Source organism: Terriglobia bacterium (genome assembly GCA_036496425.1).
Taxonomy (GTDB): Bacteria; Acidobacteriota; Terriglobia; order 20CM-2-55-15; family 20CM-2-55-15; genus 20CM-2-55-15.
On record DASXLG010000360.1, the window covers coordinates 1 to 14,477 of the forward strand.

Annotated in this window: 14 protein-coding genes; 2 read left to right on the plus strand and 12 right to left on the minus strand. The window is 56.6% G+C overall.

Annotation, left to right across the window (positions count from 1 at the left end; translation table 11 throughout):
- Positions 1-18 precede the first annotated feature (18 nt).
- From VGK48_26525 to VGK48_26535, 3 genes are read right to left on the minus strand one after another with little or no spacing between them, the layout of a single operon-like run.
- Positions 19-1,263, minus strand: coding sequence for a VWA domain-containing protein (locus tag VGK48_26525; protein HEY2384747.1), 1,245 nt, complete (start codon positions 1,261-1,263; stop codon positions 19-21).
- 1 nt (position 1,264) lies between these two features.
- Positions 1,265-2,752, minus strand: coding sequence for a magnesium chelatase (locus VGK48_26530; protein ID HEY2384748.1), 1,488 nt, complete (start codon positions 2,750-2,752; stop codon positions 1,265-1,267).
- A 13-nt stretch (positions 2,753-2,765) separates the two neighbouring features.
- Positions 2,766-3,434, minus strand: a complete 669-nt coding sequence (locus VGK48_26535; GenBank protein HEY2384749.1) for a CPBP family intramembrane glutamic endopeptidase — start codon at positions 3,432-3,434, stop codon at positions 2,766-2,768.
- A gap of 35 nt (positions 3,435-3,469) precedes the next feature.
- On the opposite strand from VGK48_26535, the gene VGK48_26540 reads away from it, so the two are divergent.
- On the plus strand, positions 3,470-4,216 hold the full coding sequence (locus VGK48_26540; protein HEY2384750.1) for a metallophosphoesterase family protein: 747 nt from the start codon (positions 3,470-3,472) through the stop codon (positions 4,214-4,216).
- Here VGK48_26540 and VGK48_26545 read toward each other — a convergent pair.
- Genes VGK48_26545 through VGK48_26565 form a run of 5 tightly spaced genes read right to left on the minus strand, consistent with a single transcriptional unit; the run spans position 4,213 to position 10,097 of the window.
- Positions 4,213-4,665, minus strand: coding sequence for a DUF3426 domain-containing protein (locus VGK48_26545; GenBank protein HEY2384751.1), 453 nt, complete (start codon positions 4,663-4,665; stop codon positions 4,213-4,215). The two genes, VGK48_26540 and VGK48_26545, sit on opposite strands and share 4 nt — an antisense overlap.
- Positions 4,666-4,710: 45 nt before the next feature.
- A complete protein-coding gene (locus VGK48_26550; GenBank protein ID HEY2384752.1) occupies positions 4,711-6,057 on the minus strand; it encodes a TldD/PmbA family protein in 1,347 nt (448 codons plus the stop codon).
- A 12-nt stretch (positions 6,058-6,069) separates the two neighbouring features.
- Positions 6,070-7,506, minus strand: a complete 1,437-nt coding sequence (gene tldD / locus VGK48_26555; protein HEY2384753.1) for a metalloprotease TldD — start codon at positions 7,504-7,506, stop codon at positions 6,070-6,072.
- A complete protein-coding gene (locus tag VGK48_26560; GenBank protein HEY2384754.1) occupies positions 7,493-8,803 on the minus strand; it encodes a pitrilysin family protein in 1,311 nt (436 codons plus the stop codon). Before VGK48_26560 ends, tldD begins: the two co-directional genes overlap by 14 nt.
- Positions 8,790-10,097: a pitrilysin family protein gene (locus VGK48_26565; GenBank protein ID HEY2384755.1), complete on the minus strand. Its 1,308-nt coding sequence runs from the start codon at positions 10,095-10,097 to the stop codon at positions 8,790-8,792. The genes VGK48_26560 and VGK48_26565 overlap by 14 nt, the downstream gene beginning before the upstream one ends.
- Positions 10,098-10,225: 128 nt before the next feature.
- On the opposite strand from VGK48_26565, the gene VGK48_26570 reads away from it, so the two are divergent.
- Entirely contained in the window at positions 10,226-10,816 is a 591-nt protein-coding gene (locus VGK48_26570) for a hypothetical protein (protein HEY2384756.1), read from the plus strand.
- On the opposite strand, the gene VGK48_26575 is transcribed toward VGK48_26570, so the two are convergent.
- From VGK48_26575 to atpA, 4 genes are all read right to left on the minus strand, one after another.
- Positions 10,794-11,219, minus strand: a complete 426-nt coding sequence (locus tag VGK48_26575) for a F0F1 ATP synthase subunit epsilon (GenBank protein ID HEY2384757.1) — start codon at positions 11,217-11,219, stop codon at positions 10,794-10,796. The two genes, VGK48_26570 and VGK48_26575, sit on opposite strands and share 23 nt — an antisense overlap.
- A 7-nt stretch (positions 11,220-11,226) precedes the next feature.
- Complete coding sequence (gene atpD / locus VGK48_26580; GenBank protein HEY2384758.1) at positions 11,227-12,645, minus strand: F0F1 ATP synthase subunit beta; 1,419 nt, start codon at positions 12,643-12,645, stop codon at positions 11,227-11,229.
- A gap of 3 nt (positions 12,646-12,648) precedes the next feature.
- Entirely contained in the window at positions 12,649-13,506 is an 858-nt protein-coding gene (gene atpG / locus VGK48_26585) for an ATP synthase F1 subunit gamma (GenBank protein HEY2384759.1), read from the minus strand.
- A 2-nt stretch (positions 13,507-13,508) separates the two neighbouring features.
- Positions 13,509-14,477, minus strand: a 969-nt coding sequence (gene atpA / locus VGK48_26590; GenBank protein ID HEY2384760.1) for a F0F1 ATP synthase subunit alpha, incomplete at its 5' end; no start/stop codon positions are given.

The following is a 14,477-nucleotide window of genomic DNA, read 5'->3' on the forward strand; positions in this document are numbered from 1 at the left end:
GCGAGTTTTTGCATTGATTCAATGGATGGTCTCGACTTTTTTCTTAAGGTAGTCCATCAGGATGTACTGGCCGAGATTCAGCGTGGTGGTGAAGTAGGCTTTGCCGCGGCAGATCTCGGTGACGCGCTTCACGAAATCCACCAGGTAATGATCGCTGGCCAGCATGAAGGTATTGATGAGGATTCCGGACTTGCGGCAGATCGCAACCTCTTTGAAGGTCTCCTCGAGAATCATCGGATCGAGCCCGAACGCATTTTTGTAGATCCGCCCATTGGGCAGCGTGATCGCGGAGGGTTTGCCGTCCGTGATCATGACGATCTGGCGCATATCTTTTTTCTCCGCCATCAGGAGCCGGCGGGCCAGACGGAGCCCCTCGCAGGTGTTCGTGTGATACGGCCCCACCACCACGCGGGCCAGCTGCTTGAGCGGAACCTCTTCCGCCGAATCATGAAACAAGACGAGGCGCAAAGAATCGCCCGGATACTGAGTCCGGATGAGATGTGAGAGAGCGAGAGCGACGCGCTTGGCAGGGGTAAAGCGATCCTCTCCGTAGAGGATCATGCTGTGGCTGGTATCCAGCAACAGTACGGTCGAGCAGGAGCTTTCATATTCCGCCTGGCGCACCATCAGATCCTCGTATTCAAGATTCAGCGGGGCGCCAAGGCCCTCGCGGGCGACGGCATGCAAAAGCGTCGAACTGATGTCGAGGTTCAGCGTGTCCCCGAATTCATATTGCTTGGTTGCCTGGTAGGCTTCGACGCCGGTCGCAAAATGCACAGTCTCATGACGCCCGAAACTGCTGCGGCCGAGCGAGCCGAGGAGATGACGCAGCAGCCGGAATCCGAGAAAGTCGACGGACTTGTCGGTCAGCTCAAAGCGAGCCTCGCCGGCGGGCAGCTCCTCCGTGCCTTGACCCTCCTGGTCGAATGACGATGGCTTTGGCTGCTGCTGCGCCTGAATCCAGCCTTCCTCGACCAGCCGCCGAAGGAGTTGCTCGATCAGCTCATCGAGTTCTTTCGCTTCGCCTTCGCTCCGGTCGGTCATCCACTGTTCGAGCAGGCTTTCCGGAATCCGTCCCATTTCGACCAGCTTCTCAATGATTGCCTGGCGCAGGGCATCGAGGTCGTGCGGGTTACTGACGTCGCGGAAGCCGTACTGAAACCCGCTCTGAAGGAAAAACTGCGACAACTCGTCGAGCAATTCCTCGAGACTCAGGCCGTCCAGCGGTGACGGAATCCACTTGGTGTATTTCGTCGTCGGCATGTCAGTTGAGCGGTTTCTTGTAGCGATTTCGTTCCATCGTGTAATCGCGGTAGAGCTCCTGCGCCGCCGCCTTTCGCTCGCTGGCCGAGAAGCCGCGTTCCTCGGAACGGCTGAGCTTGTCGATCGAGTGCAGACCTTCAAGGACCATTTCTGCGGCTGCTGCGCGGATTGCCGGAGGGCTGTCGGAGGTGGCGCCAAGCACATCGACCTTATCGAAAAGACCCTGGACATGCTCCAGAAGTTCCATCGCGGACTGCGCGCTCTCAACATCCGACAATTTCAGATTGCCGCCCATCTCGAACCAGTCGAGGACCTGCTTGAAATCCGTGGAAGGATAATACTGGCGAAAGATCATCTGAACAGCCTGGCGGATGAGGTCGCGGGCAACCGTATCCGCGCCCTTGAGTTCGCCTTCGTATTCCAGCTCGAGTTTCCCGGTAATCGCGGGCAAGGCCGAATAGATATCCGCCACCCGGGGAACGATATGGTCTTCTCCGGTCATGATGGAGCGGCGCTCGGCATTACTGACAACGTTTTCGAGACAGGAAATGGGGAGCCGCTGGCTGACACCGGAACGCTTGTCGATCCGCTGATCGGCGCGCGCCTTGAATGCGATCGCTTCCACGATCTGTTTTATGAATTCCGGCAGAAGGACTTTCCGGCTGGAATTTCGCCCGATCCAGGCTTCCTGTTCCGTGATCGCCATACCGTGTTCGAGAGTCGCCGGATAGTGCGTCTTGATTTCGGACCCGATGCGATCTTTCAGCGGGGTGACGATCTTTCCGCGCGCGGTGTAGTCTTCGGGATTTGCCGAGAAGACCAGCACCACGTCGAGGGGGAGACGGACCGGATATCCCTTAATCTGAACGTCGCCTTCCTGCATGATGTTGAACAGTCCGACCTGAATTTTGCCGGCGAGGTCCGGGAGTTCATTAATCGCGAAGATCCCGCGATTGGCGCGCGGCAGCAGGCCGTAGTGCACGCTCAGTTCACTGCCGATCGCGTGACCGCCTTTTGCCGCCTTGATGGGATCGATATCACCGATGATGTCGGCGATGGTCACGTCGGGAGTCGCGAGCTTCTCGACGTAGCGTTCATCCCGGCTTCGATACGCAATCGGTGTTTCGTCACCGCGCTCCTGGATGAGATCCCGGCAGCGGCGGCAGATCGGATTAAACGGATTGTCGTTGATCTCGCAGCCGTCGATCACCGGGATGTTCTCGTCCAGGAAATCCGCCAAACCGCGCAGAATACGGCTTTTGGCCTGGCCTCTCAAACCCAGGAGAATCATGTTGTGGCGCGACAAAATCGCGTTGATGATTTGCGGTACGACGGTGTCCTCGTATCCGACGATTCCCTGGAAGACCGGCTCCTTCGCCTGAAGCTTGCGAATGAGGTTCGACCGCATTTCATCTTTGATCGTTCTTTCGCGGAACGCTTCTCCACCGGCCCGGCTGTTTCGCAGTTCACCTAAAGTACGAGGCAACATGATTTAGAACTCCCTATGACAAATAAGACGCGCTGAAAAATAAAAAATTCGCGAAGAAATGCGCGGCAATTGCGCTTTCGATACCGCTGTTCAGATAGATCAGGCCCAGCAGCACGCCACCAAAGAAAGCGGCGGTAAAACCGTAAACATTGTGAACCATCGCAAAGAGCAGCGACGACAGAACCACCGCCAGGGCTTTCGGCAGAATCGCAACGACGCCGGGCCATAAGCGCGCCAACCTCGAGTACAGTTGCCGAAAGCAGAACAGAAAGCATGACAGAATGAAGAGTCGAAACAAAATCTCCTCAATCACACCGCTGTCGAGCGAAACGACAAACGAATCGTAAAGGCTGTGCATGTCACGAATGCGCGGCTCCACAAGCGGGCTATACCGGTAGGTAAAGAAGAAGAAGTAATTAATTACTCCAAGAACCAGGCCCGGCAGGACTCCGTAATTGATAATGTCGCGGATGGTGAGTGTCCAGTCTTCAAAACCGACGAACAGCGATCCTTTAAGCTGACTCTCGCGGGCAACCGGCAAACCGAGCCCGACCAGCAGAAAGGCCTCAACGAAGCGTGATATCATGACCCAGATTGTTGAATCAGCGGAGTTGCGTGCATTCAAGACAGAGAGACCCGCGGCCACGGCGGTGAGCAGCGCCAAGACCACGGTGATGCCCATGATCTTCTGGAGTCGCATGCCAACCATCATACACCATGCGCTATCTCATCCTCAGTGACATCCATTCCAACGTCGAAGCGCTTGGAGCCTGCATCCGGCGGGCAAAAGAAGCGGGCTACGATTCCGTACTATGCTGCGGAGACATCGTCGGTTACGGACCGAATCCGGTGGAAGCGATCGACGGTATCCGGGCGCTCCAGGCGGTCACCATCCGGGGAAATCATGACCGGGTCGCCGCCGGACTCGACGAAGCGGCGCAATTCAATCCGCATGCCAGGCGGGCGGTTTACTGGACGAGGGATGCATTGCCGGCGTCATATCGCGAATATCTGACAAATCTCCCGGTGGGGCCATTGGCAGTCCGCGATGAAGCCCAGCTCGTTCACGGAGCGATTACGCACGAAGACGACTACGTCTTTACCGAAGCCGACGCCGAAGAGAACTTCCGGCTGGCTCAAAAGCAAATTACCTTCTTCGGCCACAGCCATTTCCCGCTGGTCTTTGTTTCCGACGGCGCCAGCCGTTGCAGCCGGGCGGCGAGTTACGAATTCGACGAATTTATCGCCGTCAAGTGCGAGGCCGGCAAGAAGCTGCTGGTGAATCCCGGTTCCGTGGGCCAGCCGCGAGACGGCGATGTGCGCGCGAGCTTTGCGATATGGGACGCCGATCGGGGCCGGATCGAGTTTTACCGGGTGGAGTATGAGGTCGCAGTGACTCAGGAAAAGATGAGGGCGGTTCACCTGCCGGCATATCTCATCGACCGGCTGGCGGTCGGCCGTTAATATCCAACCTTTGTGATTTCCGTATCCGGTACGTGGTAGTTCCAGGTACGCGGCAGGTTTTCCTGCCGGATTTCGAAGCGGAACTCGGTGCCCGGCAGAAGGGGCTTTTGATTGCGGTCGAGCACTTTCTGTGTGTATTCGTGAATCGGCTTTCCGTCGTAATCGTTGAACGTCATCTTCACTTCTGCCATCCGCATCGGCTTGTCGGATGCGTTCTTCAAATGCGCTGAAATGACGTAGATTTTCTGGCGGGCGAAGTTCTCGCTCGTGGCAATGCTGAGATGCGTGAGTTGAGTGCTGCTGTGGACCGCCGCGGAATCCGAAACTTCAACGACCGGAGCGGCGGCAACCGGATCGCGCGCGGGGACGACAAAGACCCAGGCTGCGATCAAGCCCACGACCAGAACGAGAGAAGCGGCGATGATAATCGTCGAGCGATGTTCTCCCATACGCGAGTAGCTTAATGGGAGTAGCGCTGAAGCCGCAACTGTCCTTTACGCGCCGCTGATCACCATATTGCCGATCTTCAATGTCGGCGCCGCGATCGATCCGATGAACGTCACATCGTCGCCGATCATTTCGATGTTTTTCAGCATTTCCCGCAGATTGCCGGCGATCGTTACCTCTTGCACGGGGTGGGTTAATTTTCCGTTTTCGATCCATAGGCCCACCGCGCCGCGCGAATAGTCGCCGCTGACAGTGTTGACGCCGAAGCCGATCAACTCGACAACGTAGAGACCTTTTGTGACCGAGGATAGAATCTCGTCGGGTTTGTGGCTTCCGGCCTTCAGATAGAAATTCGTCGGACCGATTGTGACAGCACCCGATGCCGCGCGGGTTCCGCTGCCTGTAGGCTTCGACCCGAGCTTGCGCGCGGTGTAGGCGGAATGCAGATAATTCTTCAGGACACCATTCTCGATGATGGCGGTCGTCTGGGTGGGCACTCCTTCATCGTCGAAGGGACTCGACCCGAGACCGGCAGGCATGAGTGCGTCGTCGACGACGGTAACGTTGGGGGAGGCGACCGGTTGTCCGATCTGATCGACCAGGAATGAACTTCGCCGGTAAATGGCACTGCCCGACACGGCTTCGAAGATGTGATTCAGCAGGGACCGTGCGCTCAATGGATCAAAGATGACCGGTACCCGGCAGGTTGGAATTTTGCGCGCGCCAAGCCGGCGCAGGGCGCGTTCGGCGGCGCGTTTCCCGATCTCTTCAGGTGTCGCCAGCTGGTTGCGGTGTCTTGCCGCGGACATCCAATGGTCGCGCTGCATGCCGGCTTTCGATTGGGCGATCGGAACGCAGTACAGGCCCGCACCTGTGCCTTCGTAAGAGCCATTGAAGCCCTGGGTATTGGCGAGAGCGATTCGTGACCGGGCGTATTCGAAGGAGGCGCCTTCAGAGTTCGTAATGGCCTTGTCTGCCGATAAGGCAGCGGCCTCCGTACGCAAAGCCAGGCTGATCCGTTCGTCCGGAGTCATCGTCTCCCAGGACGTATCCAACAGATCCAGATCCGGGAAGCCGGAGCGCTGTATTGCTTCTTCGGGTAAGCCGCCGCTCTTGTCCTCGGAGGTGAGCCGCGCCATTTCCACCGTCTCGTCAACCAGGAGGTCGAGAACAGCCGGCGACAGATCGGACGTATGAGATGTCGCCGTCCGTTTGCCTATGAATACGCGGAGCATGAGGCTGCGGGAGATCGCTTCCTTAAGAGTCTCGACCTCTCCCATGCGTACGGTTACGGAAAATGTGTCATCCTCGCGGATCATGGCGTCAGCTGCAGACGCGCCGTTCGTCTTCGCGCGATCGATCGCGCGCTGGGCAATATTCTGAAGATTGGACATTTTAGTATTCCGTTATTTTTCGGTTCCCCCCACGGTAATTTCGCGGATTTTGATCGTGGGCAAGCCGACACTGACGGGAATCGTCTGGCCATCCTTGCCGCAGATTCCGACTCCCTGATCGAGCTTCAAATCATTGCCGACCGCCGTCACCTGCCGCAGCACGGTAGGACCATCACCGATCAGTGTGGCGCCTTTCACCGGCGCTGTGAGGTGGCCATCTTCGATCAAATACGCCTCACTCGCGGAGAACACAAATTTGCCGCTGGTGATATCGACCTGTCCGCCGCCGAAATGCACGGCATACAAACCTTTTTTCACGGATTTGACAATGTCTTCCGGCGCCGACTCTCCGGACATCATGAATGTATTCGTCATGCGCGGCATGGGAATATGGTCATATCCCTGGCGGCGGCCATTGCCCGTCAACGCCGACTTCATGAGTTTCGAACTGAGGCGGTCCTGAAGATAACCCTGCAAAACACCCTTTTCGATAAGCACGGTTTCGTGGGTCGGATTCCCTTCGTCGTCCATGTTCAGTGAGCCCCGCCGGAAGGGAATCGTACCGTCATCGACGACGGTACAAAGTTCGGAGCCAACCTTCTGTCCGACCAGACCGGCAAACGCGGATGTTTTCTTTCGATTGAAATCGGCCTCGAGGCCATGGCCGATCGCTTCGTGCAACAGGATGCCGGGCCAGCCAGGACCAAGGACGACCTCCATCGTGCCGGCCGGCGCATCAACCGCGTGCAATTGCAGGATGGCCTGGCGGGCGCTTTCGCGCGCCAGAGCCGGCGGACTCAACTCCCCGGCGAAAATCTCAAGCGCTCGGCGCCCGCCGCCCCCTTGATATCCGGATTGCCGTTTGCCGTTCTCCTCCGCGATGCACATGACATTGAGACGAACGAGCGGCTGCAGATCCCAGGTCGCTTTGCCTTCGGAAGTGACGATCAAAACGTGTTTGGTCTCGTCGATGTAGCTGGCCTGCACCTGCTTGATCCGCGAATCGTAGGTTCGGGCGGCGTGATCGGCTTGCTCCAGGAGGGCGATCTTCTGCCTGATCTCGAGCTCTGCGGGAAAGATCGGAATGTTGTAAAAGTTCCGCTCCTGATTCAGCGGCGTTGGAACCTGAATAGCGCCGCCGGCGCTCGAGGTATTCGCAATAAAGGCCGCGGTCCGAGCGGCTTTGATAATGTGCTCGCGGTTCAGGTTATCGGAGTACGCATAACCGGTCTTTTCGCCGGAAATGACCCGGACGCCGACGCCCAGGTTCACACCTTTAGTCGCGCTTTTGATGATCTGTTCTTCAAGAACGATACTGTGATTGATTCTATACTCGAAATACAGGTCCGCATAATCGCCGCCGCGGGAGAGAGCCTCGCTGAGGTAAGTTCCCAGGTCTGAGGTCGAGACATTATGTTGTTCAAAGAAGATCGATTTATTCAGCTCCATTCATCAGATTCCCATCTTCGGCAACCGGGCCCACAACGACCAGGGTGTAGTTTTCGCTGTCGAGATATTTCCTGGCAACGCGGGATATCTCCTCGACGGTAACGGATCGAATGTATTCGGGGTATTTCTCGACGTAATCGAAACCAAGACCGTAGACCTCCGCATGGATAAGGAAGCGGGCAATCTGCGGACTCGATTCGAAAGCGAAAACAAAGCTGCCAGTTAAATAATCCTGGGCATCCTGCAGTTCCTGTGCCGTAACCGGTTCTTCGATGATCCGGCGGACCTCGTTGATCAGTCCTTCCGTCGCGAGCTTCATATTTTCCGGCGACGTTCCGATAAAAGCGATGAACCGGCCGGGATCCATCCCCGCCGTCATCGTTATGCTTGCGAATGTAGTGTAGGCGAGACCGAGTTCGTCCCGCAGGCGTTGCGGAATACGCGCGGTAAATCCCGCGCCTCCTCCGAGAATCGTATCGAGCACCTGGAGCGCGTAGTAATCCGGACTGGTCCGGCTGATGCCGAGGTGGCCCAGGTAGATGTTGAGCTGCTGCGCCGGCATCGTGATGAATTTCGTGCGTTTCGCCGTTTGCTTCAATGGACTCTCATACTGGGGAAAGACAACAGGCTTGGATACCCAGCCACCGAAGAATTTTTGGACTTCAGGCAGCAGGTCCGCTACTCGAAAATCACCCACCATCGATAAGAGCACGTTGTTGGGCACAAAGAAGCGGCTGTGAAAATCCAGCAGGTCGGGGCGCGTGATCCGCGCGACAGTCTCTGGATATCCGTGGGAAGGCCGATGCAGCGGGTGGTCCTGGTAGACGAGCTCGTTGAAGGCCCATCCGGCGACAACCTGAGGGCGGTCCTGGGCGCTTTGAATTTCCGCCAACGTGCGCTCTTTTTCTTTGTCGACAAATTCCTGCGGAAACATAGGTCTGATTAAAAGATCCGCAAGCAGCTCGAGACCGAGATCCACATCCTTATTCAGCACACTGGCGGTGGCGATGATTCTCTCGAAGGATCCATCGGTCTCGATTGCGCCGCCGACCGACTCGATTGCGTCCGCAATCTCGAGCGAGGTCCGCGTGGCGGTCCCTTCGTCCAGGAGGCGGCTGACCATGATCGCGAGCCCGGCCTTGGCCTCGGGATCATAGCGCGCGCCGGTAAAGACACTTGCCGTCAGGGAGACGGTCGGAATGGATGGGTTCTCGACCAGCAAAACCTTGAGTCCGTTTGGGAGCAGATGCGTGTGAACGTCGAATGCGCGGCGAACCCCAAGATCAGTCGGCTTCAAGCTCCTCCTCTTCTGCCGATGCAGATCCGTCACTCAGCAGTTGGCCGACTGTACGGTTGTTCTCGTTCAGATACCGCGCACACACGTGACTGATGTCTGCAGCCGTGACCTCATTGATGCGCTGAAGATAGGAATCGATGTAATCCAGCCCGTATAACGTTTCGATCTGGCCCAGCAGGATCGCCTGGTCAAGCGTGCGCTCGCGCGACAGGATGAAATGCGCTTCGATCTGGTGTTTTGCACGATCCAGTTCGTGCGCCGTGACTCCGGTTTTCGCAATGGTCGCGAGCTCATCGTTGATACTCGATTCGATTTCATCAATGGAATGATCACCGCGGGCTTCAGACCGGATGTGGAACAGCGATGGATCCTTCGATTCTCCAAACTCCGCTGAAATAAAGGTGACCGTCTGTTCCCGTTCGACCATCCTTTGATACAGACGCGAGGCTTTGCCTTCCGCCAGAACAACGGCGAGAACCTGCAAAGCATAGGTATCCTGGTGAGCAATCTCCGGCGCGTGATATGCAATCGCCAGTCGGGGAACTTTCGAACGCCAGCGGACGACAAGCCGTCTTTCTCCGCGTTGGGGAGGTTCACTGAGAACCATCCGGTTGGGTTCGGGGCCGGACGGAATAGAACCAAACAAGCGGTCAATTTTCTTCAGGACCTCCGCCGTATCGAAATCACCCACGACGACGAGTGTGGCGTTGTTCGGATGGTAATAGCGGTGATAATAAGCCTGCTGCGTCTCGACCGTCGCTCGCTCGACGTCCTGAAGCCATCCCACAATTGGATTCCGGTATGGATGTATTTTGAATGCGGCCGCCTCGAGTTCCTGCAGGAGAAGACCCCAGGGCGAATCCAATCCGGTCTTCAACTCTTCGATAACGACCTTCTTTTCGGCCTCGAATTCCTCGGGCTCGAATGCACAGCTCACCATCCGGTCCGCTTCGATATCCAGGGCGACTTCCCACCGGTCCGCCGCGAAGCTGAAGTAATACGCGGTGAAATCGTGCGAGGTAAACGCGTTGTTACCTCCGCCGTTCTTGAGGGTGAGAAGATCGATCTCACCTTTTTTAAAGCGCTCGGTACCCTTGAAGAGCATGTGTTCCAGGAAATGGGATTTTCCAGTATGGCCCATTTCTTCATTTCTGGAGCCGACCCGGTACCAAATCATGCTGGTGACGATCGGCGAGGTGTGGACTTCCTTGGTCAAAACGACCAGACCGTTGGATAACACGGTCCGCCGAACATCTTCCGTGGCAAAAGCTGATGGGATCACCAACGAAGACATGTCCTTTTTCTGCTGAAAACTAGTTAGACTGTTTTTACTTTCGGGCGTGTTGCGGCTTCGTGGAAGCATCGTAAGGAAAACTCCTTACTGAATTTGAAACTATCATATCGGTAAGAACATTGTCACATATGATTTCATGGCCTGCGGAAGAAGTTGAGCGGCGGTTTGCCCTTCTTGGCCTTCCTAACCGCTTCACTCCACAAGAGAAAGTCACTTTGACTACACCTGGCGTTGCGGAGGCGGAAGGTGTCATTGCGTTTCCGACGCCGCTTGCATCTGCGGGGCTCAACATATTGAATCTGCGGAAGATACTGGGTACAGACCCATCGAAACAACCGGCGTTTTTCGATCATCCCTGGTACCTGGAAGAGTCTTTTGCTCAGGTCGATTGTCCCGCTGGATGGCACATCCTTCATTCGAGCGTGCTGCCGGATTCGATTTCCCAGCCCATCCACTATGCAAGTAGTTTAATGTCGCGCGCGCTTGCCCTACCCTCGGCAATGGAGGTGACGCTAATGTTATTCCTCAATTACGTGGGGAGCGGCGAACAGTTATTGCTCAAGAAGCACACGTGGTGCAGCGACAGGGCCAGCTTGAACAGGTGCGTGACTGTTGGAGCTTTCGGACGAAATGGCCTGTTCATCAGCGGGCATCCGGCGGAGTTTGCCAGCCGTGGACTGGGGATCTGCGCCAAGATCAGGAATGAATCGCTTGCTTAGCCCTGCGCCCGACCTGAATACGGATCAGCGCACGCTCGAGTGCGACCAGGGCGCGGCGATAGTCGATATCGTCGCCGCCCTTCGCAATCCGCTGTTCGGCCCGCTCCTTCGCGCGATTGGCCCGCTCGAGGTCGATCTCATGTGCGCGCTCGGCGGTTTCAGCAAGAATCCGCACTTGGTCGGACTGAACTTCCACGAACCCCCAAGCCACCGATAGAAAGAACCAAGAGTTGGCTTTTCGGTATCCGACCTCTCCGACCTTAAGTTCTGAAAATAACGGCGCGTGACCCGGCAGGACGCCGAGATAACCTTCAGCACCCGGGATTTGCAATTCGTCGACCTGCTCATGAACGACGGATCGCTCGGGAGTGACGATAATAAGATCGATGGTGGCTTCAGCCATGAATGCCCTATTTTACAGCCGCCATCTGCCGGCCTTTTTCCTGCGCTTCTTCGATCGTGCCGACCATATAGAAGGCTTGCTCGGGCAGATCATCGTGTTTGCCTTCGACAATTTCCTTGAATCCTTTGATTGTATCGGCAATCTTGACGTACTTGCCGTCGAGACCGGTAAACTGCTGGGCGACAAAGAACGGCTGCGACAGGAATCGTTGAATCTTGCGGGCTCGCGCAACAGTCAGTTTATCGTCTTCCGACAATTCGTCGATGCCAAGGATTGCGATGATGTCCTGGAGGTCTTTGTACTTCTGCAACACAACCTTCACTGAACGGGCGACGTTGTAGTGTTCCGCGCCGACGATGCGCGCATCGAGAATGCGTGACGACGAAGCCAGTGGATCGACAGCGGGGTAAATGCCGAGTTCCACGATCTGGCGGGACAGGTTTGTCGTGGCGTCCAGGTGAGCGAAGGTTGTTGCCGGAGCGGGATCCGTATAGTCATCGGCCGGAACGTAGATCGCCTGGACGGATGTGATCGAACCCTTGGTAGTCGATGTGATGCGTTCCTGAAGTTCACCCATCTCCGATGCCAGTGTCGGCTGGTATCCGACTGCGGAAGGCATGCGGCCGAGCAGCGCGGACACTTCGGAACCCGCTTGCGTGAAGCGGAAGATGTTATCGACGAAGAGCAGCACATCCTGACCTTCGTCGTCGCGGAAGTATTCGGCGGTCGTCAGTCCGGTCAATGCCACGCGGAGCCGGGCGCCGGGAGGTTCAGTCATCTGGCCATAGATCAGTGCGGTCTTGTTGATAACACCGGACTCTTTCATTTCGAGCCAGAGATCGTTACCCTCGCGGGTGCGCTCGCCCACTCCGGCGAACACCGAGATGCCGCCGTGCTTGGTCGCGATGTTGTTGATGAGTTCCTGAATGATGACGGTCTTACCGACGCCGGCGCCCCCGAACAGGCCGATCTTTCCACCTTTGAGGTACGGCTCGATGAGGTCGATGACTTTAATACCGGTCTCGAACATTTCGAGGTTCGTGTTCTGATCGACGAGCGCAGGAGCGGGCTTGTGGATCGGATCGCGGCGTTTGGCTTCAATCGGGCCCAGCTTGTCGACAGGCTCTCCGATAACATTGATGACTCGGCCGAGCACGCCTTTGCCGACAGGAATCGACACGGGTCCACCCGTGTCGGCCGCAGGCATACCGCGAACCATTCCATCTGTCGGTTGAAGAGCAATCGTTCGAACTCGACCTTCGCCAAGATGCTGCTGAACTTCAACGATGACATCGATCGGCGTGGGCACATCGAAACCTGCGCTGGTGATGTGCAGGGCGTGGTGAATGGGAGGCTGCTGCCCCTCTTCGAATTCGACGTCGACAGCCGGCCCGATGATCTGTGAAACTTTTCCTACATTTGCCATTTTCTATAAAGCTCCCGCTCCACTGACCACTTCGATGATCTCGCGCGTGATCGCCGCCTGGCGAATGCGATTCATATTGAGAGTCAGCATATCAATCATGTCGCCCGCATTCCGCGATGCCGTATCCATTGATGCCATCCGCGCGCCGTGCTCGGCCGCGGCGGATTCGAGCAGCGCCCGATAGATCTGGACCTCGACGTACCGGGGCAGCAGCCGATTAAAAATTTCCTGAGGTGGTTCTTCGAAAATGTAATCGAGCTGCGGTTCGGATTCCTTCAATTCGTTCCGGCTCAAAGGCAGTACTTTTTCGATGACGACGCGCTGCTGAATGACCGATTTGAATTCGTTATAAATGAGGTATACCGCATCGACTTCGTTGCCGGAATATGCCTGAATGATCATTTCCGCAATGTCTCTGGCATTGCCGTAATCGAGCTTCGAGAAGATGTTTACATATTCCGCCCGGATCGGCATGCCGCGCCGCCTGAAGAAGTCGCGGCCTTTCCGGCCCGCAGCCGCAACGGCGATATTCTGCGACGAATGCTCCCGAATAAATGTCGCCGCGGTCCGCAGGATATTCGAGTTGAATGCTCCACAAAGGCCGCGGTCTGCCGTGACGACGACGAAGAGAATGCGCGCTTCCTCCCGTATGGCCAGCAATGGATGTGACGTATTCTCGTCGAGTCGAGCAGTGAGATTTCCGAGAACTCTCTTCAATTGCTCCGCGTAGGGCCGCGCGCTGAACACGCGCTCTTGAGCACGCCGGAGTTTGGCCGCAGACACCGTTTTCATGGCCTTGGTCAACTGTTGCGTATTCTTGACGGAGCGGATGCGCCGCCGGATATCCAAGAGGCTCGGCATGGTTAAGCGGCGCGCCCCCGTTCGGCTTTGAACTTCTCTTTTGCCTCTTTGATGACCTTTTCGAGCTCGGCTTTGATTTCGTCGTCGACCGCCTTGCGGTCGCGAATCTTCTGGAGCAACGGGCCGTGGCTGGTGTCCAGGAATCGGTAGAACGATAGTTCGAACGGCCTAACTTCGGCAGCTTCGAGGTCGTCCAGCAGCCCGTTTGTTCCGGCATAGATCATCGCAACCTGCTTCTCGACCGGCAGGGGCACGTATTGATCCTGCTTCAGGACTTCGGTCAGACGCTGCCCGCGATTCAATTGCGCCAATGTTGCCTTATCGAGATCCGAGCCGAATTGCGCAAACGCCGCAAGTTCGCGAAACTGCGCCATGTTCAATCGCAACGAACCGGCAACCTGACGCATGGCCTTGATTTGAGCATTTCCTCCAACACGCGATACCGAGAGACCCGTATTCACAGCAGGCCGGACACCGGAGTTGAAGAGATCGGATTCCAGATAAATCTGGCCGTCCGTAATGGAGATGACGTTGGTCGGGATGTACGCGGAAACGTCTCCGGCCTGCGTCTCGATGATGGGAAGCGCCGTGAGCGAACCCGCACCTTTTTCATTGTTCAGTTTTGCCGCACGTTCCAGAAGGCGGGAGTGAAGGTAGAACACATCGCCGGGATATGCTTCGCGTCCCGGTGGACGGCGAAGCAGCAGCGAGATTTCACGATAGGCGGCCGCATGTTTCGACAAGTCATCGTAGACGCATAGCGCATGGCGTTTTGAATCACGGAAATATTCGCCAATCGCACATCCGGCGTAAGGCGCCAGGTATTGCATGGGAGCTGGATCGCTCGCCGATGCCGAAACGACGATGGTGTATTCCATCGCGCCGTACTCTTCGAGCGTCTTCACCAGTTGAGCGACCGTGGAACGCTTCTGCCCGATCGCGACGTACACACAGATGACGTCCTGTCCTTT